Origin of the sequence: Bradyrhizobium sp. Arg816 (genome assembly GCF_029989365.1) — a bacterium.
In the GTDB taxonomy this organism is placed as follows: Bacteria; Pseudomonadota; Alphaproteobacteria; order Rhizobiales; family Xanthobacteraceae; genus Bradyrhizobium.
On the sequence record NZ_JAPRAQ010000014.1, the window covers coordinates 96,631 to 122,314 of the forward strand.

General features: G+C 64.4%; 26 protein-coding genes and 1 pseudogene. 12 read left to right on the forward strand and 15 right to left on the reverse strand.

Annotation, left to right across the window (positions count from 1 at the left end; genetic code table 11):
- Positions 1-85: 85 nt before the first annotated feature.
- Positions 86-1,273 carry an acyltransferase gene (locus OWC48_RS29305; protein WP_282523109.1) on the reverse strand — a complete coding sequence of 396 codons (1,188 nt, stop codon included), beginning with the start codon at positions 1,271-1,273 and terminating at the stop codon, positions 86-88.
- Between the two features lie 183 nt (positions 1,274-1,456).
- On the opposite strand from OWC48_RS29305, the gene OWC48_RS29310 reads away from it, so the two are divergent.
- Positions 1,457-1,630, forward strand: coding sequence for a DUF1328 domain-containing protein (locus OWC48_RS29310; RefSeq protein WP_014494135.1), 174 nt, complete (start codon positions 1,457-1,459; stop codon positions 1,628-1,630).
- Between the two features lie 40 nt (positions 1,631-1,670).
- On the opposite strand, the gene OWC48_RS29315 is transcribed toward OWC48_RS29310, so the two are convergent.
- Positions 1,671-2,774 carry an alpha/beta fold hydrolase gene (locus OWC48_RS29315; protein ID WP_282523110.1) on the reverse strand — a complete coding sequence of 368 codons (1,104 nt, stop codon included), beginning with the start codon at positions 2,772-2,774 and terminating at the stop codon, positions 1,671-1,673.
- A 57-nt stretch (positions 2,775-2,831) separates the two neighbouring features.
- The gene (locus tag OWC48_RS29320) at positions 2,832-3,191 is read right to left on the reverse strand and encodes a DUF427 domain-containing protein (protein WP_014494138.1); all 360 of its coding nucleotides are present in this window, start codon (positions 3,189-3,191) and stop codon (positions 2,832-2,834) included.
- 179 nt (positions 3,192-3,370) lie between these two features.
- On the opposite strand from OWC48_RS29320, the gene OWC48_RS29325 reads away from it, so the two are divergent.
- Positions 3,371-3,607, forward strand: coding sequence for a BolA/IbaG family iron-sulfur metabolism protein (locus OWC48_RS29325; RefSeq protein WP_014494139.1), 237 nt, complete (start codon positions 3,371-3,373; stop codon positions 3,605-3,607).
- Between the two features lie 26 nt (positions 3,608-3,633).
- Positions 3,634-4,827: a low temperature requirement protein A gene (locus OWC48_RS29330; RefSeq protein WP_282523111.1), complete on the forward strand. Its 1,194-nt coding sequence runs from the start codon at positions 3,634-3,636 to the stop codon at positions 4,825-4,827.
- A 25-nt stretch (positions 4,828-4,852) separates the two neighbouring features.
- Here the strand turns inward: OWC48_RS29330 and egtD are convergent, their stop codons facing one another.
- Entirely contained in the window at positions 4,853-5,824 is a 972-nt protein-coding gene (gene egtD, locus OWC48_RS29335; RefSeq protein WP_282523112.1) for an L-histidine N(alpha)-methyltransferase, read from the reverse strand.
- 50 nt (positions 5,825-5,874) lie between these two features.
- Positions 5,875-7,173, reverse strand: coding sequence for an ergothioneine biosynthesis protein EgtB (gene egtB, locus OWC48_RS29340; RefSeq protein WP_282523113.1), 1,299 nt, complete (start codon positions 7,171-7,173; stop codon positions 5,875-5,877).
- Positions 7,174-7,425: 252 nt separating this feature from the next.
- Here egtB and grxD point away from each other — a divergent pair, with 252 nt between their 5' ends.
- The 4 genes from grxD to OWC48_RS29360 are packed head-to-tail and all read left to right on the forward strand — an operon-like array spanning position 7,426 to position 10,906.
- Positions 7,426-7,752, forward strand: coding sequence for a Grx4 family monothiol glutaredoxin (gene grxD, locus OWC48_RS29345; protein ID WP_007602294.1), 327 nt, complete (start codon positions 7,426-7,428; stop codon positions 7,750-7,752).
- Between the two features lie 4 nt (positions 7,753-7,756).
- Positions 7,757-8,308, forward strand: coding sequence for an O-acetyl-ADP-ribose deacetylase (locus tag OWC48_RS29350; protein ID WP_282523114.1), 552 nt, complete (start codon positions 7,757-7,759; stop codon positions 8,306-8,308).
- Positions 8,309-8,355: 47 nt separating this feature from the next.
- Positions 8,356-9,642 carry a serine hydrolase gene (locus tag OWC48_RS29355; RefSeq protein WP_282523115.1) on the forward strand — a complete coding sequence of 429 codons (1,287 nt, stop codon included), beginning with the start codon at positions 8,356-8,358 and terminating at the stop codon, positions 9,640-9,642.
- 1 nt (position 9,643) lies between these two features.
- Entirely contained in the window at positions 9,644-10,906 is a 1,263-nt protein-coding gene (locus tag OWC48_RS29360) for a serine hydrolase (protein ID WP_282523116.1), read from the forward strand.
- Positions 10,907-11,044: 138 nt separating this feature from the next.
- Here the strand turns inward: OWC48_RS29360 and OWC48_RS29365 are convergent, their stop codons facing one another.
- From OWC48_RS29365 to murI, 7 genes are all read right to left on the reverse strand, one after another.
- Positions 11,045-12,112 (reverse strand): low specificity L-threonine aldolase, encoded by a 1,068-nt coding sequence (locus OWC48_RS29365; protein WP_282523117.1) that lies wholly within the window; start codon positions 12,110-12,112, stop codon positions 11,045-11,047.
- A 319-nt stretch (positions 12,113-12,431) separates the two neighbouring features.
- Positions 12,432-12,659: a hypothetical protein gene (locus OWC48_RS29375; protein ID WP_282523119.1), complete on the reverse strand. Its 228-nt coding sequence runs from the start codon at positions 12,657-12,659 to the stop codon at positions 12,432-12,434.
- Positions 12,660-12,773: 114 nt separating this feature from the next.
- Positions 12,774-13,391, reverse strand: a complete 618-nt coding sequence (gene rpsD / locus OWC48_RS29380) for a 30S ribosomal protein S4 (RefSeq protein ID WP_018316575.1) — start codon at positions 13,389-13,391, stop codon at positions 12,774-12,776.
- 199 nt (positions 13,392-13,590) lie between these two features.
- Positions 13,591-14,358 carry an acyltransferase gene (locus OWC48_RS29385; protein WP_282523120.1) on the reverse strand — a complete coding sequence of 256 codons (768 nt, stop codon included), beginning with the start codon at positions 14,356-14,358 and terminating at the stop codon, positions 13,591-13,593.
- Between the two features lie 106 nt (positions 14,359-14,464).
- Complete coding sequence (locus tag OWC48_RS29390) at positions 14,465-14,848, reverse strand: cupin domain-containing protein (RefSeq protein ID WP_282523121.1); 384 nt, start codon at positions 14,846-14,848, stop codon at positions 14,465-14,467.
- Between the two features lie 69 nt (positions 14,849-14,917).
- Positions 14,918-15,691, reverse strand: coding sequence for an HpcH/HpaI aldolase/citrate lyase family protein (locus OWC48_RS29395; protein ID WP_247309353.1), 774 nt, complete (start codon positions 15,689-15,691; stop codon positions 14,918-14,920).
- Between the two features lie 62 nt (positions 15,692-15,753).
- Positions 15,754-16,551, reverse strand: a complete 798-nt coding sequence (murI, locus tag OWC48_RS29400; protein ID WP_282523122.1) for a glutamate racemase — start codon at positions 16,549-16,551, stop codon at positions 15,754-15,756.
- 169 nt (positions 16,552-16,720) lie between these two features.
- Between murI and OWC48_RS29405 the strand changes: the two are divergent.
- A pseudogene (locus tag OWC48_RS29405) lies at positions 16,721-17,270 on the forward strand (cytochrome b).
- A gap of 149 nt (positions 17,271-17,419) precedes the next feature.
- Entirely contained in the window at positions 17,420-18,061 is a 642-nt protein-coding gene (locus tag OWC48_RS29410; protein WP_282523123.1) for a glutathione S-transferase family protein, read from the forward strand.
- Between the two features lie 19 nt (positions 18,062-18,080).
- Here the strand turns inward: OWC48_RS29410 and OWC48_RS29415 are convergent, their stop codons facing one another.
- A complete protein-coding gene (locus OWC48_RS29415) occupies positions 18,081-18,986 on the reverse strand; it encodes a LysR family transcriptional regulator (RefSeq protein WP_282523124.1) in 906 nt (301 codons plus the stop codon).
- Between the two features lie 154 nt (positions 18,987-19,140).
- On the opposite strand from OWC48_RS29415, the gene OWC48_RS29420 reads away from it, so the two are divergent.
- Positions 19,141-19,887 carry an SDR family NAD(P)-dependent oxidoreductase gene (locus OWC48_RS29420; RefSeq protein WP_039157433.1) on the forward strand — a complete coding sequence of 249 codons (747 nt, stop codon included), beginning with the start codon at positions 19,141-19,143 and terminating at the stop codon, positions 19,885-19,887.
- Positions 19,888-19,926: 39 nt separating this feature from the next.
- Here OWC48_RS29420 and OWC48_RS29425 read toward each other — a convergent pair whose 3' ends face one another.
- Positions 19,927-20,733, reverse strand: a complete 807-nt coding sequence (locus OWC48_RS29425) for a Crp/Fnr family transcriptional regulator (protein WP_282523125.1) — start codon at positions 20,731-20,733, stop codon at positions 19,927-19,929.
- 261 nt (positions 20,734-20,994) lie between these two features.
- The gene (locus tag OWC48_RS29430; RefSeq protein ID WP_282523126.1) at positions 20,995-22,107 is read right to left on the reverse strand and encodes a SecDF P1 head subdomain-containing protein; all 1,113 of its coding nucleotides are present in this window, start codon (positions 22,105-22,107) and stop codon (positions 20,995-20,997) included.
- Between the two features lie 247 nt (positions 22,108-22,354).
- Here OWC48_RS29430 and OWC48_RS29435 point away from each other — a divergent pair, with 247 nt between their 5' ends.
- Entirely contained in the window at positions 22,355-24,262 is a 1,908-nt protein-coding gene (locus tag OWC48_RS29435) for an acyl-CoA synthetase (RefSeq protein ID WP_282523127.1), read from the forward strand.
- A gap of 70 nt (positions 24,263-24,332) precedes the next feature.
- Positions 24,333-25,658, forward strand: a complete 1,326-nt coding sequence (locus tag OWC48_RS29440; RefSeq protein WP_282523128.1) for an LVIVD repeat-containing protein — start codon at positions 24,333-24,335, stop codon at positions 25,656-25,658.
- Positions 25,659-25,684: the final 26 nt, after the last annotated feature.

The window sequence follows — 25,684 nt, forward strand, 5'->3', positions numbered from 1 at the left end:
AGCAATCCAGACCGTCTCCGCGGCGGCAGACTGGATTGCTTCGTCGCAAGAACTCCTCGCAATGACGGACGGAGAGACCTCGGCCTCACAAAACGTGTGACGCGCCCGGAATCTTCCGCAACATTGCCGTCAGTCCCCAGCTCAGCATCACCGTGAGCACGAAGCCGATCCCGGCCTTGAAGATCGCAGGCCACGAATAGTCGAACAGCACATACTGGATCCACAGCGCGATCGGGTAGTGCACCAGGAACATGCCGTAGGCGTCCGCCTGCATGCGGTCGAGCAGGTTCGGCCCCGGCGACTTCTGGTGCAGGAAGAAGGCGAGGATCGCGAGCAGGATCGCGGCCGAGAACAGCACGACGAACGTGCCGTAGATCGCCTGATACCAGTCCGGCAGCACGTTGGGATTCCCGAGGATTGCGCGCTTGATGTAGATCATGCACCACATCAGGCAGTAGGGTACCAGCGTGGCGATCACCCACATCCATCGGTTCTTCGGCAACTGGCCCTCGGCGCTGAGGATGCCGCGATCGAAGTTGGCGGCGCCGACGCTGACGCCGATGAAGAAATAGGCGAAGTAGAGCAGGACGCGGCTCGCCTGCACCGAAAACGGTCCGAACTCGAACCATTTGTTGGCGCCGAAATGGACCAGCGCGGGCACGTAGACGACGGCACTGACGACGGCGAGCAGCAGCCAGAACACGGCCGGCTGGTCAAATCCGCGCAGCGAAACGCGGTTGACCGGATCGACCAGGTGGGCCGAGACCCGGTAGAGCAGGCTCGCGGTCAGGTCGAACGCCAGCAGCACCCACACGAACCAGATCGGCCCGCTCGGCCACGGCCCGACGGTGATCGTCTTCCACCAGAACGAAGCGAAGGTCAGCTCGGGATCGTGCCGCAGCGCGATCGCGTAATAGGCGAGCGGGGTGACCGTGAAGGCCGCGATCACGAACGGCAGCCCGAGCCGCAACAGGCGGTCGCGCAGGAAAACCTGTGGCGCCTTGCGCGCGATGCCGGACCACGTGAACAGTCCCGACAGGAAGAAGAACATCGCCATGAAGAAGCTGTCGGTGCAGAGCACAACGATGTCGAAGCCGATCCAGGACGCCGGGTCGGTGTGACCGAAATAGGTGTAGGGAATGACGGCGTGGTGCAGCAGCACCACCAGCGTGAGGAAGGTGCGGGTCCGATCGAGCGACAGATTGCGCGCCTTGGCTTTCGGCGCGGCGTGCGCCTCTGCGCCGATCGTCGCGGAATGTGACATCGTCATCATGGTCGCCCCGATTGCGCTCCTGCCCTGGCCGGACTGTGCCGTCGGGAACCGGATTCAGCAAGCGCAGTTTGTGTCGCGCCTTGCCCGCGGAGGGCCCTCAGGAACCAGTTCCATGCAGCGAAGTTAGCGTTCGCGAATGGGTCGAGGGCCGCAAAACATGCGGCATCCAAGGCGGAGTTGGCTATGACGATCCTGAAATGGGCGCTGATCTTTCTCTTGATCTCGATCGTGGCCGGCGTGCTCGGCTTCACCGGCCTCTCGGCCGCCTCGGCCGATGTCGCCCGCTTCCTGTTCTATATCTTCGTCGTGATCTTCCTGGTGCTGCTGATACTGGGGCTCACGATCTTCAGGGCGTAGCCGGGCTGCCGCTCGAATCGGGGGGCCGGGGCGCCGGCCCTCAATTGCCTGCGAATGGCATGACGCGGGCCATCAGCTCGGCCAAGAACTCATCAGGACGATCGAACGGAATGAAATGATCGCCGCCGCGAACCCACACAAATTCCTTATGCGGGGCCGTGATCTCCTTGAAATATTGCTCGGCGGGTTCGCCCGGCGTCACGCCGTCCGCGTCGCCCTCAATGAAGAACATGGGGATCGGCGATCTGAATCCCATCGAGGCCATGTCGCTCTGAAACATCGGCCCGTTCCGTCCGGTCAGATATTTGGCCGAGAAGGCGACGCCCTTGCGCCAGTTGTACAAGTCGAGCAGCGAGACATCCGGCATGAAGAGCGGCGGGATGGGGCCCGCGAACTGGAAGCCGCCGGCGGGCCGCAGACCCAGCGCGTTGCTCCATTTGTCCGCAATCAGGCGATTTTCCGGGGTGAGGGTTGGCTGTGCAGCGATCGGCGCCAATTCCGCCAGGGCTTCGGGATTGTTGGCGGACGCCGCAAGTCGTTGCAGGCGCGCGATCGTGAGCTCGAATGCCTTCTCGAAGGTCGTCCTGCCAACCACCTGGCCCGTGCCGACATAGGCCGAGAACAGATCCGGGCGTTGCTTCACCATGTGAATTCCCAGGAACGAGCCCCAGGAATGCCCGACCAGGACGATCCTGTCCTTGTGCAGATGCGTGCGCAGATGCTCGGCCAGCTCGACGCCATCCTGCGCCATTCGCTCCAGTGTCATGGTTGGAGCCAGCGTGTCTCCGGCGGCGCCATACGTGCGGCCGGTGCCGCGCTGGTCCCATTGCACGATGGTGAAGTGCTTTTCCCAGGGGCGCCAACCCGACGACATCGGCCAGCTGGAGCCTCCGGGCCCGCCATGGACGAACAGCAGGACCGGGTTATCCCGATCCTCGCCGCGGATTTGAATCCATTGCTTGATTCCGCCGATGTCGACGAACCCTCCCTCCTGCACGCCCTTTGGTGAGCGGATCGCGAGGGTTTCGGCGGCAAGATGCTGGCGATAGGCGCGAAAACCCAGTCCGGCGGCGGCCACCACGATGAGGATGGCGGCCACGCCCAGCAACGAGACCCCAATCAGTCTTGCGGCTTTGCGCGGCATCTTGAGCCTTGTGTCGACGGAGAGGAAGCGACCTGCGACCGCCCCGGCGCGACGAGCCTACCCCACTTCCTCGATCTTCACCTTGTCCGGGTAGAAGGCGAGATGGCCGGAAATCTCCGTCATCGCGGGGAAAGGCGTCTCGTAGGTCCAGATCGCGTTGTCGAGCGTCTTGCCGTCGGCCTTGACGCTGTAATAGCTCGCGTCCCCTTTGTAGGGGCAATGGGTGACGCGGTCGGTGCGCTCCAGCAGCGCCATGTTGGCGTCCTCCCGCGGCACATATTGCACCGCCGGATATTTGGCTTCCTTCAAGATCAGTGCCTTGCTGGTCTCGGCGATCACGATGTCGCCGGCCGTGACGCGGACGCGCCGGGGATTTTGGGTGATGGTGATGGGGTGGTCGGGCCCTGGAAGCTTCATGAGTTCACGCCTTTTCGATCAATCTGCCGCGCGCGGCACTTTGTCGTGCCTTTATCCGGATGGGATCAGGGATATAGTGCCGGAATGCGTGACGTAGAAGGCCGTTCACGCTAAGTTTGGCCCTGCCGGTCCGGGGACCCCGGCAAGCGATTCGAAGCCGAGACAGGAGCAAGACCCGAATGCCCATGGACGCCCACGATATCGAGGCGATGATCAAGGCAGCGATCCCCGATGCCGAGGTGACGATCCGTGACCTCGCCGGCGATGGCGACCACTATGCCGCGACCGTGATCTCGGAATCCTTCCGCGGCAAGTCCCGCGTCCAGCAGCACCAGATCGTCTATCGGTCCCTGCAAGGCCAGATGGGCGGCGTGCTGCATGCGCTGGCGCTGCAAACCGGGGTACCGGGGGCCTGATCTGATCGCGTGACGGGGGGATGACGATGGCTGCGGACAATCCTCGCGGCGCGATGTTTCGCGTCATCGCTCCAAACCAGCACAGCCGCGTCACCAATGCCGAGCTGTTCTTCGACCTCGTCTTCGTCTTCGCCGTCACGCAGGTCTCGCACACGCTGCTGCACCATTTCACCCCGCTCGGCGCGGTGCACGTCACGGTGCTGTTCCTCGCGGTGTGGTGGGTATGGGTCTACACCGCCTGGGTCACCAACTGGCTCAATCCCGAGCTGACCCCGGTCCGCATCCTGATCTTCCTGATGATGTTGGGCGGCCTCGTGCTGTCGACGACGATCCCGACCGCGTTCGAGGGGCGGGGCCTGTGGTTCGCGATCGCCTACGCGACGATGCAGGTCGGACGCACCGCCTTCTGGCTCTTCGCGACCCCGCGCCATCGAACGGCCGTCCGGCACAACGCGATCCGCATTCTGGTCTGGCTCTGCGGCTCCGCGATCTTCTGGATCCTCGGCGGTCTCGCCCATGACGAGGCACGGCTGTGGTGCTGGATCGCGGCGCTCGCGATCGAATACGTCTCGCCCGCGGTGCGCTTCTGGGTCCCGAAGCTCGGCTTCTCGTCGGTCGAAGCCTGGGCCGTCGAGGGCGGCCACATGGCCGAGCGCTGCGCCGGCTTCATCATCATCGCGCTCGGTGAAGCCGTCGTCGTCAACGGCGCCACCTTTGCCGAGCTCGACTGGACCGCGGATAATATTTTGGCCTTTGTCTCGGCGCTGGCCGGGGCCATTGCGATGTGGTGGGTCTATTTCCACAAGGGCGCGGAGGCCGGCTCCGAGCGCATCTCGAAGTCCGCGGAATCCGGCCGGCTGGCGCGGCTCGCCTACACCTATCTGCACATGCCGATCGTCGCCGGCATCATCCTGACCGCGGTGTCGGACGAGCTGGTGCTGAAACATCCGACCGGACATTCCGATATCAGGACCATCGTGAGCACGATCGGTGGTCCCTTGGTGTTCCTGGTCGGCACCATCCTGTTCAAGCACGCGATCCGCGGCTTCCTCCAGCTCTCCCACGGCATCGGCATTATCCTGCTGCTGGTGCTGTGGTGGTTCGCCGCCGATCTCTCGCCACTCTGGCTGTCGGTCGCGTCGACCGTGATCATGATCGTGGTCGCGGTATGGGAGTCGGTGTCGCTGGGGTCGTCTCCGCAAGAGGCCGAGGAGCATTGACCCGGCGCCACTGGCGCCGGAGCGTTTACTCCGTCGCCTCCAGCGCGTGCACCGAAAACATCTTCGCCGCGTCCGTCCAGCTTTCGCGCACCTGCCAGCCCGCGCCCTGCGCCAGCGCAGCAAAACGCTCGAGGCTGTATTTGTAGCTGTTCTCGGTGTGGATGCTCTCACCCGGCCGGAACGAGAAGCTGGTGCCGAGCAGGCGCACGGTCTGGCTCTTCTTGCTGATCAGGTGCATCTCGATCCGGTGCCGCTCGCGGTTGTAGATCGCGCGGTGGGTGAAGGCGGACAGGTCGAAATTGCCGCCGAGCTCGCGGTTGATGCGCACGAGCACATTGAGGTTGAAGCGGGCGGTGACGCCGGCGGCATCGTTGTAGGCGTCGTGGAGGACGCGCTCTTCCTTCTCGAGGTCGGCGCCGATGATCATCTGCGCGCCCTTGCCCAGGATCTTGCGGGCGCTCTTCAGGAAGGCCTGCGCCTCATGCGGCTCGAAATTGCCGATGGTCGAGCCGGGGAAGAAGCCGACCTTGGGCATCGATGCGACTGCCCTCGGCAACTCGAACGGGGTGGTGAAGTCGGCCGCCACCGGATAGATGCCGAGCGTCGGGAAGTCCCGCTTCAGGCCGTTGGCCTGCGCCTTCAGGAAGTCGCCGGAGATGTCGACGGGCACATAGGCTGCGAATTTGCAGTGATCGAGCAGCAGGCGGACTTTCGTGGTTGCTCCGGCGCCGAACTCGACCAGCGCCGCATGCTGCGGAATGATCTTCGCGATCTCGCTGCCGCGCTCCTTCAGGATCGCAAGCTCGGTGCGCGTCGGGTAATATTCCGGCAGGCGCGTGATCGCCTCGAACAGCTCCGATCCGGCCGCGTCGTAGAAATATTTCGGCGACAGCTTTTTCGGCTGTTGCGACAGGTCCTCGATGGCCTCGCGGGCGAAGGCGGTGGTCTGCTCGTCGGGGAGATGGGCTTCGGCCAAAGCGCTGGCGTGCACATTCATGATACTCTCCTGAACGCGCTGTCCGGCGCGTATTTGTCGTCGGATGATTTTTATTCGTAGTCGGCGAGCCGCAGTCCCGTGAACTGCCAGCGATGGTGCGGATAAAAGAAGTTGCGATAGGTAATACGGCTGTGGCCCTCGGGAGTTGCAAGCGAGGAGCCGCGCAGCACCAACTGATTGATCATGAACTTGCCGTTGTACTCCCCGAGCGCGCCTTCGATGGCGCGGTAGCCGGGGTAGGGCGAATATGAAGAACGCGTCCACTGCCAGACGATGCCGAAGGCGTCGTTGAGCTGGCCGGCGCGGGCCGCGACCTCCCATTCCATCTCGGTCGGCAGATGCTTCCCGGCCCAGCGCGCAAACGCATCGGCCTCGTAATAGCTGACGTGGCAGACCGGCGCGTCCGGATCGACCGGCTTGAGGCCGGCGAGCGTCATCATGTGCCACTGGCCGTCGATCTCGCGCCAATGGCCGGGGGCGTCCCAGCCTTCGTTGTTGACGGTGGCAAAGCCGTCCATCAGCCACAGCGCTGGGGTCCGGTAGCCGCCGTCGCGCATGAAGGCGAGCCACTCGGCGTTGGTGACGAGATTGCGTGCGACCCTGACCGGACCGACGAGCGCGCGATGCGCCGGCTTCTCGTTATCGAAATGAAAACTGTCGTCGACATGACCGACGGTGTGGATGCCCTCGTTCAGCGTCAGCCAACCCTCACCCGCGCGTGTCGAAGCCGGGAAGCGCCAGTCCGGATCATAGGCCGACGGAATCGGGTTCTGCGCGAAGGCATGCAGGATGTCGGTGAACATCAATTCCTGATGCTGCTGCTCGTGGTTGAGCCCGACCTCGACCAGCGGTGCGACCTCGCGAAGCTTGACCGCGCCGACCTCGCGGAAGAATTTGACGACGGCAGCATCGACATATGTTCGATAGGCGCCGACCTGATCGGCGCCGGGGCGGGTGATGTCGCCGCGGTGATTGCGGGAATGACGCGGGCCGGCGCTGACGTAATAGGAATTGAACAGGAAAGCGAAATCAGGGTGGAAGGGCCGGTAGCCGGGACAGTGCTCGCCGAGCAGGAATTGCTCCCAGAACCAGGTGGTATGGGCGCGATGCCATTTCGTGGGGCTCGCATCCGGCATGGATTGAATCTGCTGGTCTTCAGGCGACAGCGGCGCGGCCCGGCGCTCGGTCTCGTTGCGGACGGCGAGAAACGCCTCTTCCAGCCCCTGGGCGAGGCCGCGCGGGTCGGCCGACGGTGACGAAAGCGGCGGGGTGGCCGTAGCGGAGGCTTGTTTCGTCACGTTTTTCTCCAGACAGCACAAGAGAACGTTGTTGGCGTTGCCCGGTTCCAAAAACCGGGGTTCGTCCTAGATAAGGGCTCCGTTACGGTATGAAAGTCCTCCCCGGCGATGATATTCGTGGCATCATGTAATGGAGCCGGCGTGGCCTGGACCGGCCGCCCCAGGGCTGTTCAAGGGGTGTTCGCCGCCATTTTACTTTGGATGCACAACGGTTTGGGCTACATATATGGGCAAGTATCGGGTTAAATCGGCTGGGCCGGCCCGAGGGAATCGTTGAGGGCTCCGCCCCGGAAGGACATGGATATGAGCATCGAGGAATTCATCGCCAACGAAGTGAAGTCGAACGACGTGGTTCTGTTTATGAAGGGTACGCCGCAATTTCCGCAGTGCGGTTTCTCCGGCCAGGTCGTCCAGATCCTCGACCACATCGGCGTTGGTTATAAGGGGCTCAACGTCCTCGAATCCGCCGAACTGCGTAACGGCATCAAGGACTATTCGAACTGGCCGACCATTCCGCAGCTCTATGTGAAGGGCGAGTTCGTCGGCGGATGCGACATCGTCCGCGAGATGTTCCAGGCCGGCGAACTGCAGCAGCTCTTCTCCGAGAAGGGCGTCGCCGTCGCGGCTTGATCCGGTGACCCAGCTGACGCGCCGCATCGGCGGCGCCGAGCTCGAGGTTATCGTTGCTGACATCACGACAATCGGCGTTGACGCCATCGTCAACGCCGCAAATTCGTCTCTCCTCGGCGGAGGCGGCGTTGACGGCGCAATCCACGACGCTGCCGGTCCCGAGCTTCTGGCCGAGTGCCGGACGCTCGGGGGATGTCCGACCGGCGATGCCAAGATCACGAAGGGCTACCGTCTGCCCGCGCGGCATGTGATCCACGCAGTCGGCCCCGTCTGGCACGGCGGCAGCCACGGCGAGGCGGATGCGTTGCGCTCCTGTTATCGCCGTTCGCTTGAGCTCTCCCAGGCCAATAGACTGAACTCTCTAGCCTTCTCCGCGATCTCGACCGGGGTATATCGCTTTCCGGCCGACCAGGCCGCGAAGATTGCGGTCCACACGACCATTGAAGCCCTGCCGGCAGCGCCGTTGGTCACCCACGTCATATTCTGTTGTTTCTCGGAGACAAGCGCCGCGCTCCACACTGACGTTTTGGCGCGGTACGCCAGCCCTTGTGCCTGATGACGCGGTCAGTACACTCCGCTCGGCCACCTTCCCGGGGAGGGGATATGAATTCACATTTCGGACTGCGTGCGTTCGTTTGCGGCGCACTGGTGTCGCTGGGTGCGATGTCGCTCGCGCGCGCCGAAGGCACCTACGAGATTCCGGCCGGCGCGCATTTCAATCAGGACAAGCTCGCCAAGGTCAGCGAGTTCTTCAAGAACGAGGTCGCGACCGGCAAGATCGCCGGCGCCACCGTGCTGATCAAGCAGCACGGCAAGCCGGTCTACCACGAAGCCTTCGGCGTGCAGGACGTGGAGAGCAAGGCGCCGATCACCGACAAGACCATCTTCCGCCTGTTCTCGATGAGCAAGGCGATCACTTCCGTCGTCGCGGTGCAGTTGATCGAAGACGGCAAGATCAAGCTTGACGATCCCGTCTCGAAATACATTCCGTCCTTCGCCAATGTGAAGGTCGGCGTCGAGAAGAAGGCCGACGACGGCACCAAGTCGCTCGAGCTCGTACCACCGAACCGGCCGATGACGGTGCACGATCTGATGACGCACACCTCGGGCGTCACCTATGGCTTCTATGGCGACAGCCTGGTCCGCAAGGCCTATCGCGAGGCTAATATCTACGCCGGCGATTTCGACCTCGCGGAGTTCGCCGAGCGCATCGCCAAACTGCCGCTGCACAACCAGCCGGGCGCGCTGTGGCAATACGGCCATTCCACCGACATTCTGGCGCGTGTGATGGAGGTCGCAACCGGCAAGCCGTTGCTCGAGATCGAGCGGGAAAAGCTACTCGATCCGCTCGGCATGGTCGACACCGGCTTCTTCGTCACCGCCCCCGAGAAGCAGAAGCTTCTGGCCCAGCCGGTGCCGAATGACGCCGATTTTCGCGTCGGCCGGATCAACGATCCGACGGTTGTCAAAAAAATCCAATTCGCCAGCGGCGGCATGGTTACGACCATGGCGGACTATGAGCGCTTTGCGCAGATGCTGCTCAACGGCGGCAGTCTCGACGGCAAGACCATCCTCAAGCCCGAGACATTCAAGCTGATGGTGACCGATCAGGTCGGTCCGACCTCGGGGGTCAGTCGCGACTATTTTTATTTCCCCGGCGACGGTTTCGGCTTCGGCCTCGGCCTTGCAGTCCGCACCGATCCCGGCAACGCCAAGCCGCCGCCGCCCGGCGATCTCGGGGAATTGAAGTGGGACGGCGCCTCAGGCTGCTATTTCGTCATCGATCCCAAGCAGGACATGTTCTTCGTGCTGCTGGAGCAGACCCCGACCGAGCGCCAGCGCGTGCAACGGACATTGAAGCAGTTGGTCTATGAAGCCATGGAGAAGTGACATGTTCGGGCGCCGCGCGCTGATCGCGGCGCTCGTTCTCTTGTTCGGTGCGGTTGGTGCGCAAGCGGGCTCCGAGAGGCGCGCCCGCACTTTCTCGCCAGAGGGCCTGGCAAAGGTTTCCGACTACATCAGGAGTGAGGTCGCAGCCGGCACCTTTCCGGGCGCGATCCTGCTGCTCCAGCAGCACGGCAAGCCGGTCTATTACGAGAATTTCGGCGTCCGCGATGTCGCCACCGAGATCTCGATGAGCGCGGACACGATCTTCCGGCTCTATTCGATGTCGAAGCCGGTCACGACAGTCATGGCGATGATGCTGGTCGAGGAGGGCAAGCTCTCGCTCGACGATCCCGTCGCAAAGTACATTCCGGCCTTTGGCAAGATGAAGGTCGGTGTCGAGACGAAGGCCGAGGACGGCAAGGTCGCGCTGGCGCTGGAGCCGCTCAGTCGCTCCGTGACGATCAAGGATTTGATGCGCCACACTGCCGGGCTGCCCTACGGTTATTATGGCGGGGGCTTGGTGAACAAGCTCTATGCCGACGCCGGTCTCTTCGACAACAAGGCTTTGACCAACGCCGAACTCGTCGCGAAGATCACCACGCTTCCGCTCGCCGAACAGCCCGGCACGAACTGGGATTATGGCCACTCCACGGACGTGCTCGGCCGCATCGTCGAGGTCGTATCGGGGAAATCGCTGTTCGGGTTCGAGAAGGAGCGGTTGCTCGATCCGCTCGGGATGACGGACACTGCATACTATGTCGCCGATCCTGCCAAGTGGCCGCGCATCGCCGAGCCGATGCCGCAGGATCGCGCGATTAGCCCGATGACGCAGGTCCGCGATCCCAGGAAACCGCTGAGGTGGGAGTCGGGCGGCGGCGGCCTTGTCGGTACGGTCGGTGACTACGCGCGCTTCTCGCAGATGCTGCTCAACGGCGGCAGCTATGAAGGCCGGCGCTATCTCAAGCCGGAGACCATCGCGCTGATGGCGTCGGATCATATCGGTCCTGAGACGAAGATCGCGCGCGATCAGAATTACTATCCGGGCGGAAGCTCCGGCTTCGGCCTCGGCTTCGCGGTGCGCACCTCGGTGCCATCGGGGACATCGTGGCCTCTTGGCGAATATCGCTGGGACGGCGTCGGCGGCACCTTCTTCTTCATCGATCCCGAAGACGATCTGTTCGGGATCTTCATGGTGCAGACCCCGTCGCAGCGTGGCCGGATTCAGCTGGCACTAAAGACGCTGATCTATCAGGCGATGGGGCGGTAGCTAGCCGCCTTCGTAGCCCGGATGGAGCCAACGGGTCGGCGCGAAGCGCCGCCCGATGACAGGCTCCGCGCAATCCGGGAAAATCTTTCCGCGAGGCGAGGCCCCCGGATTTCGCTGCGCTCCATCCGGGCTACGGACTTACGCCCCGCGCACGATCTCGCGGACGTATCCGATCATTTCCTCGACCTGGGCCGCATTGACGTCGAGATGGGTGCAGGCGCGGATGCGGCCGTCCATCATCGCGAGCGTCACGCCGCGCTGGCGCAGTGCGGCGACCATCTTGTCGCCGGCAATTCCGGCGCCATCAGGCTTGAAGAACACGAGATTGGTCTCGGGCTCCTGCACCTCGACGCCTGCGATCTGCGACAGGCCGCGGGCGAGCGCGCGCGCATTGGCGTGATCGTCGGCGAGGCGATCGACGTGATGGTCGAGTGCGTAGATGCAGGCGGCCGCGCAGACGCCGGCCTGCCGCATCGAGCCGCCGAGGCGCTGCTTCCACTGCCACACCGCGTCAATGAAGGCGCGGGTGCCCGCGAGCACGCCGCCGATCGGCGCGCCCAGGCCCTTCGAGAAATCGATCCAAGCCGAATCCCAACCCGCCGTCATGTCGCGCGGGGGGATGCCGCTCGCCACCGTGGCGTTGAGCAGGCGCGCACCGTCCATGTGGGTGACGAGACCGTGCTGCTTGGCGATCGCGACGATCTCGTCGAGTGCGGCCTTCTTCCAGATCGTGCCGCCGCCGATATTGGCGGTCTGCTCGACGCTGACGACGGTCTGCGGCGGCTGGTAGCGCGTCCGCGGATGCAGTGCCTTGCGGAAGGTCTCCGGCGTGAACTGGCCGTCGGGTCCCTTGAGCTGGGTCACCTGGAAGCCGCCGATCGCGGCATGCGCGCCGCCTTCGCGGGCGATGATATGTGCGCTCTCGTGGGCGAGGATCTCGTCGCCGGGACGGCAATGCACCAGCGTCGCGGTGACGTTGCACATCGTGCCTGACGGCATGTAGACCGCGGCCTCCTTGCCGAGCAGCGCGGCGACGCGCTCGCACAGTGCGTTCACGGTCGGATCGTCGCCGACCTGCTCGTCGCCGACCTCGGCCCGCGCCATCGCCTCGCGCATCGCAGCCGTCGGCTTGGTCTGCGTGTCCGAGAGCAGATTGATGCGCACCGGCGGCGCCTTGGGATCGATCGGGGGAGGGGTGTAGAGCATCAACTTGCTCCCTGAGGGGAATGGCACTCGCTCGCGGTCAGCGAGCTCTGGGTGGACGCCGGGCGGCGTGACGAAACCGCATAATAACGATTTCTGTCTCGGTCACACGATAATCGATCAGATAGGGATAAGGGTTGACCGGCAAGCGACGGACGTATGCACGCGTAGTCGTTCGCCCTGCGTGGGGGGTAGGTCTCTAGCAATGCTATGAGAGCGACAATGCGGCCTCGCACGTGGCCTGCGCCTTGGGGCGAGTGCGCCTCGATGTAGGTCAGAATTTGGTCGATTTGGGCGAGCGCCCGCTTCGTATAGCGGACCTTCACAGCCCGTGCTTAGCCCACATCGCGCGGACTTCGTCAGCGCTGGCCAGCTCGCCGCGGGCGATTTCGGCTTCGGCCTCGGTGAGATCTGCCTCTTCCGCCGCCGTCAGCTGGATTGGTGGCTGATCGCCCCCCGCAAGCTCAAGCAGGGTCCGCGCCAGTTCGTCCTGCTCTGAATCGGGCAGGCCGGAAACTTTGCTGAAGGCCTCTTCCAGAAGACGAGTCATGCTCAACTCCGCGCTGTGCAATCATAGCACAGATGGCCTGAGACATAGGAATCGCCGGCTCAAACAAAAAGGCCCCGGTGAACCGGGGCCTTTGAATGTCGTTCTGCCGAACTATCAGCGCGAATAGAATTCGACGACCAGATGCGGCTCCATCTGCACCGGGAACGGCACGTCGGAGAGGCCGGGGATGCGCACGTACTTCGCGGTCATCTTGCCGTGGTCGACTTCGAGATAGTCGGGGGTGTCGCGCTCGGGGAGCTGGCTGGCTTCGAGCACGTGGGCGAGCTGCTTGGAGGCTTCCTTGACCTCGATCACGTCGCCGACCTTGAGCTGGTAGCTCGAGATGTTCACCTTGCGGCCGTTCACCTTGATGTGGCCGTGGTTGATGAACTGGCGCGCGGCGAAGATCGTGGAGACGAACTTGGCGCGGTACACGACCGCGTCGAGACGACGCTCCAGGAGACCGATCAGGTTCTCGCCGGTGTCACCCTTGAGGCGGCTCGCCTCGACATAGATGCCGTGGAACTGACGCTCGGAAATGTTGGCGTAATAGCCCTTCAGCTTCTGCTTGGCGCGCAGCTGCACGCCGAAGTCGGAGAGCTTGCCCTTGCGGCGCTGGCCGTGCTGGCCGGGGCCGTACTCGCGGCGGTTCACGGGGCTCTTCGGGCGGCCCCAGATGTTCTGGCCCATACGGCGATCGAGTTTGTACTTCGCCTCACTGCGCTTAGTCATCGCGTCCTCTTCAGGTACATGGTTTGAGGAAACGCGCCCTCCTGTGTGACGGGCTGGGCCCGGCACTGACAGGTCCGATCCCCAAAGCTTAAGGGAGAGGACCACGGGTCGCGAAACGCTTCGCGGGCCGAAATCGGCCCGCGAGCAGGCGGCTTTTAGGTGAGTTTGGGCCGTTCTGTCAATGCGAATAGCCCCGAAATCATGTCCGGACCGCCCGGATCGGCTTCGCCCCGGCCGCGCGCAATTCGGCAGCGATTTCAGTGTTCAGGACCTGTTCCAGCCGGGTCAGGATCCGGGCAATGGGGGCGGCGTCGGTGACCCGGTGGTCCCAGCGGATCACGACATGGATGGTCTGGTCGCCCTCGACCACCCCATAGCTGACGATGAAGGGGCCGGGCGTGATGGGATGGAGCTCGCCGCCGCCATAGGCCGCAACCGAGCTCACCGCGAAGCTGCCGAACCAGTTGCCGCGCTGCCGGCCGAAATTCAGCCCGACCGCCCAGCACAGCCGCCGCAGCGGCAGCGGCAGGCGGGTGGCCCGCATGATCTTGCGGAACATGGGAACGTCTTCGATCGGGGCCGTCTTGGCACGCCGGATTTCGGCGTCCACCGCGGCCAGCGCCATGGCTTCGGGAGCCGCGATTCGCTGCGGCATCACGCATTCCTCGCCGTCTTGGACCCGGGCGATCGCCACCGACGCCACGCTATTGGGCAGCTCGTAGAGCGACGGCCAGGGCCATTTGGCGTAGACGGTGCGCAGGACCGGCTCGTCCCTGGCGACCAGGGCAAAGGCCTTGACGAACATCGCGGCCCAGCCGGCGGGCGCCATCGCCCCGGCGCGCGCCTCCAGCAGGGGGCGGATATTGAGGGGGCGGGAGAGCGAGACGAATGGCACGTCCATCGACGCCCGCATGAGGTCGCAAATCAGGCGGCGCGGCAGCGAAATGGTCTTGGACGTCCCGCGCATGGGTCTTTCGGTTCCTGCGGACTAAAATATGTGCAGCGAGCGGGTGGCCCGCTCGCCGCGTGCTCTAGCACGAACCAACCTGCCTGGGGCGGGTCGGTTCGCCGCATCAGGGTGCCGGAGAGGCCAGCGGCTTGGTCTTGTCGACGATGTAAACTCCAAGCACTTTCATGGCCTTGTCGCCGTGAGCCTTGGCGTCGTGCACGACGCCTGCCGGGATCTGGTAGGAGTCCCCGGCTTTCAGGGTTTTCTCCGGCTGGCCGTCGATGAGGAGATTCAGCTCGCCTTCGAGCACGTAGCCGGTTTCGACCCCAGGATGGGTATGGCGTCCGGCTGCGCCGCCCGCCGGGACCTCCGCGATCGCGGTGACGGTGTTGTAGCCGTCGGGAAATTCGAGCTTCTGCAGTGGGGTCCGCTTGATGCCGGTCTGCTGGGCGAAGGCTGCAAGGGCAAGGCTGGTAAAGGCGAGAGCGAGCAAAGTCTTTTTGAGCATGGTTCTTCCTCTCTGGAACCGCCGACCCTAGCAGCACCGCAGTTCCCGGCAAGGCCGCGACCGGCTCGTTCAGCGCTTGATCCCCTCGAACGCTGCCATGATGCCGCGCTGGAACAGCGACCAGTCGAAACCGAGCGCGATCGCGCGATAGCCGCGATCGACCAGGGCGTTGGCCTGGTCTGCGGTGCGGGCCACGCCGCCGATCGGCACGCCGCTCTTGAGGATGCCGGCCTCGGCGCGGGCGACCAGCTCCAGCAATTCCGGATCGTCCATCTGCCCGCGCTTGTTGATGGACGTCGCGAGATCGCCGGGGCCGATCACCGCGACGTCGATACCCGGCGTCGCCATGATCTCGTCGATGCGGTTGACGGCCTCGACATGCTCGATGGTGATCATGCAGATCATCTCGTCGTCGGCGCTGGCCATGTAGTCCGGCATCGACTGGCCCCAGCGGAACGGTGCGTGGAACGGACCCCAGAGACGATCGCCGCGCGGCGGATATCGCACGCTGCGCACCGCCTTCTCGGCTTCAGCGCGATTGGTGATCATCGGGAAATTGATGCCGAAGGCGCCGATGTCCATCGGCGCTTTCGCAAGCCACGGCTCGTTCGCCGCGATCCGCACCAGGGGCGTGCACGGCGTGCCTGTCGTGGCCGCGATCATCGCATGTGCTTCGGTCAAGCCAATCGGGCCATGCTCGAGATCGACGATGATCCAATCGAGCGAGCGCGCCATGATCTGTACGGTCTGCACGCTCGGGATCGTCGCGATCGCGCCGAAGGCGGGGCGCCCTTCGCTCCAGAGCTGGCGGAGACGGTTGAGCGGCGCTGCGGGGACCGACATGGAATGACCTTGCGCAAAAGTGACGACGGCGAAGCCTAGCAGCGCGCCGTGTCTGCGAAAAGTCAGGCCAGTGCGCGGCCGCCGAAGAACGGCGTCAGCGTGGCCGAAAGGCCATGTACGCGGTTCGAGGTGAAGATCATCTCGGCGCCGGACTGCGCGATGCCGCCGATTTGCGCGCCGAGCAAGTCGGAGACGCGGCGGGCGATGGCGGGCGCGGGGTCGATCCATTCGACCGGCCAGGGCGCGAGCGTCTTCATCCGGTCGAGCAGCAGCGGATAATGCGTGCAGGCGAGCACCACGGTGTCGGTGCGCGATGTCGCGTCCGCGGGATCGCCGACGAAGCAGGGGGCGAGTTCGGCGAGGATGTCGCCGTCGCTGATCGGATGGCCGCTGAGCGCGGCTTCTGCCAGCGAGGCGAGCTCGGGCGAGCCGACCAATGTCACCTCGCAACCCAGCGCGAAATCGCGGATCAGCGCCTTGGTGTATTCGCGCTTCACCGTGCCCTTGGTGCCGAGCACCGAGACGCGGCGGCTCTTCGACTGCGCGCAGGCGGGCTTGATCGCCGGCACGGTGCCGACGAAGGGCAGGGAATAAGCGGCGCGCAAGTGAGATAGGACCAGGGTGGACGCCGTGTTGCAGGCGATGACGACGAGGTCAGGATCGTGCGTGCCGATCAGTTCGCCCATCAGCGGCACGACGCGGGCGATGATCTCGTCCTCGCTGTGGTGGCCATAGGGGAAGAAGGCATCGTCGGCGACATAGACGTAATGCGCGTCCGGGCGCGCGGCCACGACCTCGCGGAGCACCGTGAGTCCGCCAAGGCCGGAATCGAACACCAGGATCGTCGCAGAATTGGTCACGTCGCTACCTTAAGGGCACCATGGTTACCATTCGGTTTTTGGGGCGGTTTTGCGGCGGGGCCGTTTGGGACCGATTTGGAACGATTCAATTTCACGGTTACCGCAAGTTCCCGCTATCAGCAGCTGCGCTGCGGACGGGGACATATCCGCAAAACTCCGGAGAGCCGACATGATCAGAAATACCAGTAACGGCTGGGGCAGCGTTTCCCGGTGGCTGCACTGGATTTTGGCGCTGGCCATCCTCGCCACGATCGGCTTCGGCTGGTGGATGAACCACATCCCGGCGCGTCCCGACCGCTTCTTTTACCGCTCGATCCACGCCGATATCGGCTATGTGATCCTGCTGCTGACCGTGCTGCGCCTGGCCTGGCGCCGTCAACCCAACGCCGGCGATGCCGCCTGAAACCTCGCGCTGGCAGAAGATCGCGGCCCATATCAGCCACGGCGCGCTCTATCTCGTGGTCATCCTGGTCGCGATGTTGGGCTGGGCGCATTCCGGCGCGCGTACGCCTGATTATTCCGATTTCTTCGGCCTGTTTCACGTGCCGCAATTCACCTCTCCCGACCGTGCGGCGGCGGGCGCCTATGAGGACCGCCACATCCTCTTTGCCTATGTGCTGCTGGCGCTGATCGCGATTCACGTGATCGCTGCCCTCTGGCACCACTTCATCCGCCGCGACCGCGTCGTGGCGCGGATGGTGACGGACGACGTGGGGTAGGGCACGGTCTCTCCACCTCGTCATTGCGACCGCAGCGAAGCAATCCAGAGCCTTTCCGAAGTGGCAGTCTGGATTGCTTCGCTGCGCTCGCAATGACGGGTTAAGATGCGGCGTCACGGCAGGTCCAACTCACGGTCGCAGGAGACGTCATGCTCACCGTCCACCATCTCGGCAAGTCGCAATCCGAGCGCATCGTCTGGCTCTGCGAGGAACTGGGAATTCCCTACGAACTGAAGCGCTACGCGCGCGATTCCGTCACCATGCTGGCGCCGCCCGACTACAAGGCGCTGCATCCGATCGGGAGTGCGCCCGTCATCACCGACGGCGACCTCGTTCTCGCCGAGTCCGGCGCCATCGTCGATTACATCATGGCCAAATACGGCGATGGGCGCCTTGCGCTCCGCCCTGATCATCCTGATTTCGCGCAGTTCCTGTACTGGTTTCACTTCGCCAACGGCACGCTGCAGGCCGGCATGGGCCGGCTGATGATCCTGAACCGGCTCAAGCTCGCCGCGGACAATCCGATGCTGGCCGCGAGCAGAGGGCGTACCGACCGCGCCTTCGACCTGGTCGATGCGCGCGTTCGCGACGCTGAATATCTGGCGGGCGACACCTTCACCACCGCCGACATCATGATGGGCTTCTCGCTCACCACGATGCGCTACTTCCAGCCTTACGATCTCCAGCGCTGCCCGAATGTGGTGAACTATCTCGGCCGCATCGGCGCGCGGGCGGCTTATCGGCGCGCAATGGAGAAGGGCGATCCGGGAATGGCGTTGCTGCTGAGCTGAGCCGCAGAACGGGTCATGATCAGTGCGCCATATGCTTGGTCGCGCGCTCGATCAAGTCGCTCAGCCTCGAGACGAATTTTGCGAGGATCGGTGAGGCATTGGTTTTGTGGTAGCCCACGACGAGATCGATCGTCGGCGCCTTGCCCCTGAGCGGACGGCTGACGACGGACCAGGGCAGGAAGTTCTTGACGTAGCCCGGGAGTAGCGCGAAGCCGCGGGTGGAAGCCACCATCGACACCGCCATGGCGATGTTGTCGGCATCATGCGCCGTCGCGATCGGCAGGCCGCTTTCGCGAACATGGTTGTTGATGATCTTGAGGAGCTCTGGAGCGGTGTCGGAGACGTTGACGAAGGGCGTCCCCTCCAGTTTGGCGAGGTCGATGCGGTCGAGCTTGGCGAGGCGATGGTCGCTTGGGAGCACTGCGACCAGCGCCTCCTCGATCACGGTCTTGTAGACGAGCTCCGCTGAGCTTGCCTCGCGCCGCATGAAGGCGAGGTCGAGACTCCCGCGCCTTAGGCCGTCGGCCAGCGCAGGCGAAAAATCGCTCGTCACAGTCACGTCGATGTTCGGCAGTTCGTCGCGCAGCACGCGCATGGCCTCCGGCAGCCAATCGATTTCCTGACCGGTGAGGAAGCCGAGGGCAAAACGCGACTTCTCGGGGCGGCCGGCGCGACGCGCCGCCTCGATCGCCGCATCGGCCTGCGTCAGCGCAAGGCGCGCGTGATCAAGGAAGGCTCTTCCCGCGGCCGTCAGTTCGACGCCGTGCACACTGCGTACCAGTAGAGGTACGCCGACCTCGTATTCGAGATCGCGAATCTGGCGGCTGAGCGAGGGCTGCGCGGTGTGCAGCCGCTTCTCGGCGGCGACCGTCAGGCTGCCTTCCTCGGCCACGGCGATGAAATAGCGGAGATGGCGCAGCTCCATGAAGCATACCTCCTAGGTATGCCCATGAGCTTACAAAGTCTTTTTCAACGCCGCCAGCCTGCACCAAATAGCACTCCAGCAAAGGGCGCTGCACCAGCACCATACCTGACTGGCAGGGAATGGGGGCGCCGGCGCCCGGCGAAGGAGAATGACCATGACCGACCTCAAGGGAAAAACTGCTCTCGTCACCGGTGCCTCGCGCGGCATCGGCCGCGCCTCGGCACTGGCGCTCGCGAAGCGCGGCGCGCAGGTGCTGGTGCATTACGGCCAGGCCGCCAAGGAGGCCGAGGCCGTCGTCGCCGAAATCCGCAAGAGCGGCGGGCGGGCCGACGCGATCGGGGCCGATCTCGGCGCGCCTGATGGCCCGCATCAACTGGCGACCCGGGTGCGTGGCATCGTCGGCGACCGGCTAGATATTCTCGTTGCCAATGCCGGCATCGCCAAATCGGCCGTGATCGAGGAAACGACGGTTGAGGATTTCGACCGGTTGTTTGCCGTCAACGTTCGCGCGCCATTCTTCCTGGTGCAGCAATTGCTGCCGATCCTGCATGAGGGCAGCAGCGTCGTACTCGTCTCTTCGCTTGCCGCCCATGCGGTGGTCGGGACGCTGCCGGCCTATGCCGCCACCAAGGGTGCGATCGACACCCTGGTGAAGCACTTTGCGGCAGCGCTCGGTGCGCGCGGCGTGCGCGTCAACGCGGTGGCGCCGGGCGTGGTGGGGACCGAGATGTCGTCCTTCACCAAGACCGATGCCGGGCGCGACTACACGCTGGGCATGCAGACCTTGAAGCGGATTGCCGAGCCCGACGACATCGCGGATGCGGTTGCCTTCCTCGCCTCTCCCGACGCGCGCTGGATCACCGGCGACACCATCCACGTCGACGGCGGCTCGAAGCTCTGAGCCGTGGCCGGGCGGCCGAAGCGCGTTCGGCTGCCCGGTTCACGCGATCCGGTTCGTGGTCGTTGACCGTTCGCTCGCCAGCTGCTTCTGCAAGCGGTCGATGTTTTGCAGCAGGCGCTGGCTGGTCAGCACCAGGAAGTAATAGCCGAACTGCGGGTCCTGAAAATAGATCTCGAGCAAACGGTCATAGGTGATCGTCAGCACCTGTCCGTCCTCGACGCATTCGATCGTTCCGGTGCGCCGGTTGTCCGGCGTGAGGAAGCCGAGCTCCCCCATGAGAGCTCCGGGCCCGATCTCCACATTGATCTCCTTGACCAGGAACTTGCCGGTGACCGTGAGGAGCATCTCCTTGGCGGGATCGCCCAGTTTGAAGAGCGTATCGCCACTACGATATTTGCGCTCGGTCATGAACGGCTTGAGCCACTCGATCGACATGTCGCCTTCGGCCGCATGGCGCGCCTTCTTGACGAGCTTGAGCATCTGCCGCAGGCGCAGGGCATTGATCGGAAGCAGCAACAGATAGAGGAGGAAGGTCGAGACGTTGGCCGAGAGCGCGCCGAAGACGGCGAAGAACGCACAGCCGACCATGTTGGCGACGCGCAGCGGCACCATCGTCCGCATCAGCAGGGTGGCGACGAAGAAGCCGGCGCCGACCGCGGCGAACAGATTGGCCAGCGTGATGTTTTGGACAAAGATCTCCAGCAGGCGGTTGAAGATCGCGTCGTAGGTGACGTTGTTGGGATCGAGGCCCATCTGGACCAGGATCTTTGCGATCCTGAGGTTGTCCGTCGCCGCATCCAGAATGCGGTCGAGGATCGAGGAAATGTCTGCGCTGCCGGACGGCATGTACTAACCCCGCGTAAGGCCTTCAGTCCTGGTCGGTATGCTCGACACGTATAGCCGAAATCGAATGACGACCGCTTGAAATGAAGCCGTCGGCCGCCAAGCCGCAAGAGGCAAATTTTAGCCTGATCGGGCGTTTCGGCAATTGCCCGTTGGTTGTGCGCATGGCCGTGTTGCGCCCGTGATTCGGGGCCCCCGGGGGCGCGGGCTTTGGCGTCGTGGACCGTGGCGCCCCGACGGGGCGGGGGCGCAGGGCGACCAGCCTTACGGCTTGGCGGCGGGTTGCACGACCTGCTGCTCGACGAGGTCGAGGTGCCCCGGCAGCGAACCGGCGCGCAGCAGCATCGCGACGCTATTGGCTTCCTCCAGGGTGAAATTGCCGGAGATCTGGCCCGAGCCGCCGGTGATGGGCTCGCGGATCACGGGGGCGGAGATCACCTTGCCGTCGAGCACGATGGCGAAGGGCCTTCCGATGTTCTCCTCGGTGACGTGGGCAAAGCGCCGCGTGCCGCGGCCGTTGAAGCGGAACGAGGCGATCGGGTCTTTTGTGCCGCTGGCAAATCCCGGGCCGGCATAGCTGATGTCGTCACCGTCGAGCGCGCTGTCCTTGGCGACCAGGTAATGGCGCTCGTCCTTGAAGCCGGGCAGGACTTCGGTGCCCGAGGGCGGCGTGCCGGATTGCGCCTGCTCCGCCGCCATCGAGAGGTCGATCAGGCGGAAGCTGACCTTGACCTTCCTGGCGAAGACCGCGGTCACGCGGGCGGGCTCCATCATGCCCGGGATGAAAATGCGGATGCGATCCGTACCATTCGGCTGGACGCTGGCGAGGTTGATGCCGGCATCCTTGAGGCGTTGCTCGATCATGGCGATGGAATCTTCGACGAGATCGCGCAGCCGTGCCGCGGATGCGGCATCGGTCGGCGCGAGCCTGACCAGTCCGTCGCCGCCATCGGTCACCGTGAGCGCATGCGATGGCAATCCCTCCGCGGCCGACGCGAGCTTGCGTGCGAGCTGTTCGCGGCTCTTGGCATCCGCGATCTTCACCTCCACGCCGGCGTCGCGGATCGCAAGACCGGAGAAGGCGATCTTGCCCTCGCGCAGGGTCTTGTAGACATCGTCGCGCAAATCCGTGACGACGCTTTCGCGCAAGCCGTCGGTATCGACCCTGTAGATGATGCGCGAGCCGCCCAGCTTCTCCATCTTGTCGGCGACGGAGGCGGCGATCCTGGCACGCATCTTGTCGAACTGGCCGTCCTCGGCGCGCGCCGCGCGGGGCGGGACGATCGCCGAAGTCACGATCGCTGAAGTCATGATCGCCGAGGTCACGGCGAGCGCAACAATCAGCCGTGTGACGCGGTCGCGCGGGGGCGTGGTCATGATTTCCTCAAGTCTTGCGGCAGGACGCTGGCAGGGGAGTCCGATGCCAGCTCTTGGTCCCCGGATCGGGCGCGGAGGTTCAATGGTCTCGACTACGAGTGCTACGACCGTAGCCGTTCGGCCATGGACGAACGCTCAATCATCCATCATTCTGTCCGCGCTCGACCGGCTATCGGCCGAGGCCTCGCCGACCAAAATGTCAAAAGACAGGGGGCGGGGAAATGCATCTGAGGGAGGACGGAATTCCATGGCGGGCATCCACGCGCTCGATCGGTTCATCGGCGACGACTATCCGGACTTCGCGACGGACGCAGAGGTCCGGGCCTTCGAGCAGGTCGCCTACGCCGATCGCGTCGCGGCTGAGAGCACTTATGACGCCATCAGGCTCGGTGCGGCGCGCAATCCCGACGGCGCGGCGATCCAGTTCCTGCAAAACGCCGATCCGGCCGATACGCCTGTATTGGTCACCTATCGCGATTTCGTCGCGCGCGTCACGCAGGCCGCCAACATGTTTCACGCGCTCGGCGTCGAGAAGGGCGACGTCGTCAGCTTCATGCTGCCGCTGGTGCCCGATGCCTTCGTGACGCTGTTCGGCGCCGAGGCCGCGGGCATCGCCAATCCCGTCAATCCGCTGCTCGAGCCGCACCAGATCGCGGAGATCCTTGAGGCCGCGAACACCAAGGTTCTGGTGGCGCTCGGGCCGATGCCGGGCACCGACATCTGGCAGAAGGTCGAGCAGATCCGCCCGCAGCTCAAACACCTCAAGGCGGTCGTGCAGGTGTTCGGCGGAGGTGATCCGGAGAAGGGCATCTTCGCCTTCAACGACCTGATCAAGCAGCAGCCGTCCGACCGGCTTATCAGCGGGCGCAAGATTCAGGGTGGCGACATAGCGGCTTATTTCCACACCGGCGGCACCACCGGCACGCCGAAGCTCGTGCGGCACACCCATGCCAATCAGGTCTATCAGGCCTGGGCGCTCAATCTGCTGCTGAAGTCGAAGCCCGGTGCCAACATGCTGTTCGGCATGCCACTATTCCACGTCGGAGGATCGCTGACCCAGGTGCTGCTGACGCTGTCCGCCGGCGGCTCGCTGGTCGTGCTGTCGCCGAGCGGCTGGCGCAATCCGAATTCGGTGAAGAACATCTGGGGGCTGGTGGAGCGCTTCAAGCCCGAGGCGCTGTCGAGCGTGCCGACGGTGCTCGCGGCCACGCTTGCGGTGCCGCCGGGCGATGCGGACATCTCCAGCCTGAAATATGCCGCCGGCGGCGGCTCGGCGATCCCGGTCGCCGTGGGCTCGGCGATCCAGGAGAAGCTGAAGCTTCCGGTGGTCGAGGTCTACGGCATGACCGAGACCTCGAGCGTGCATACGCTGGCCTATCCGTCGCGACCGATCCGGCTCGGCTCGGTCGGCCTTCCCATGCCTTACGCGCGCGTGCGCATCGTGCAGCTCGATGCTGACGGCCGCCTGATCCGCGACTGCGCAGCCGACGAGATCGGCGTCGTCATCATGGCCGGGCCCGGCGTGTTCGGTGGCTATCTCAACGACGAGCACAACAAGGGCGCCTTCGTCGACGAGGTCTGGGTCAACTCCGGCGACCTCGGGCGTCTCGATGCCGACGGCTACCTCTGGATCACCGGCCGCGCCAAGGATCTCGTGATCCGCGGCGGCCACAATATCGATCCCGCGCCGATCGAGGAGATCATGTTTCGCCATCCCGCCGTCGGCTTCGCCGCCGTGATTGGCCAGCCCGACGCCTATGCCGGTGAATTGCCGGTCGGTTATGTGCAGCTGAAGCCGGGCGCCAAGGTCGAGCCGGGCGAGCTGGAAGCCTGGGTGCGCGAACGCACGCCGGAGCGCGCGGCCGTTCCGGTGCAGGTCATTCCGATCGATCCGATGCCGGTGACCGGCGTCGGCAAGGTGTTCAAGCCACAGCTGCGCTGGGATGCCGCGCAGCGCGTGTTCGCCAAGGTGCTGTCGCCGCTCATTGAGCGCGGCATCGATTGCAGGGTGAAGGTCGGCGCCCACGGTAGCCACGGCTCGGTCGCCACCGTGACGCTCGCAGGCCTGCCGGCGGACCAGCGCGAGGCCGTCGCCGGTGAGGTGCACAGATTGCTCGCGCCATTCGTGATGCGGCATGAGGTGGTGCAGGCGTAAGTGAGGGCACGCGAGGCTTGCATGCCTCGCCGCAAGCGCGCATCATTCCCCAAAAAAATGGGGGAAATCGATGCCTCACGTCTCGCGCCGCCATCACCTTCAGCAATTGTCGGGTGTGCTCGGAGCCGCCGCGCTATCGGGATGGTCGAGGTCCGCGTCAGCTTCAGAGCCGGACATTCCGCCGGAAGGCATCGGCAAGGGCATCAAGCACATCTCCTACAGCGACATCGGCGGCCGGCCCGACAGCGTGCAGGTGATGTTCAACCGGCAGCATGTCTATGTCGGGCACATGTTCAGCGACGGCGTGACGATCCTCGACGCCTCCGATCCACGTGCGCTCAAGCCGGTCAATTTCTTCACCGCGGGACAATACACCCGCACCCACCATCTGCAGGTGGCGGAAGACCTGCTGCTGCTTGCGAACGGCGCCAACATCGTCGCGATGCAGTCCTACGACAGCATGCGCGGCTATTTCGAGAATACGCTCGCCGACAGCATCACCAAGGCCAAGAAATTCCGCTCCGGCCTGTCGATCCACGACATCTCGAAACCGGGCGAGATGCGCGAGGTCGCGTTCCTCGAAATGCCGGGCTTCGGCATCAACCGGCTGTGGTGGCCCGGCGGCCGCTATGCCTATGTGTCGGCGCATTTCGACGGCTTCACCGACCACATCCTTTGCGTGGTCGATCTCAAGACCATCACCAAGCCGGAGATCGTCGCGAAATGGTGGCTGCCGGGCATGAACCGCGCGGCCGGCGAGCCGGCGACGCCCAAGGGCAAGCGCTTTGCACTGCATCACATGATCACGGCGGGCGATCGCGGCTATGCCGCCTGGCGCGACGGCGGCTTCACCATCCACGACATCGGCGATCCCGCCAATCCGAAGCTGCTCTCGCACATCAACTGGTCGCCGCCCTTCGCCGGCGGCACGCATACGCCGCTGCCGCTGCCCAAGCGTCAGCTCGCCATCGTCGCGGATGAAGCCAATGCGGATCAATGCGCCAAGGGCCTGTTTCACACATTCGTGCTTGACGTGCGCGCGCCCCAAAATCCGGTGCCGATCGCGACGCTGCCGACGCCACGCGATCGCGACTTCTGTGCGAAGGGCACCTTCGGTCCGCATAATCTGCATGAGAACCGCCCCGGCTCTTTCCAGAGCGAGGAGACTATTTTCGCGACCTACAACAATGCCGGCGCCAGGGTCTTCGACGTCAGGGATCAGTTTGCGCCGAAGGAGATCGCGCATTGGGTGCCGCCGGTGCCGAAGAAGCTGATCGATCCCCGGCCGAACGTCGCGCTCGCGGCCAAGACCTGCGACGCCTATGTCCGGCCTGACGGGCTGATGTTCGTGTCGGACTGGAATGCCGGAATGCACGTGCTGCAATATCAGGGGTAATCGCCGCGCAGCGGGAGTCGGCGACT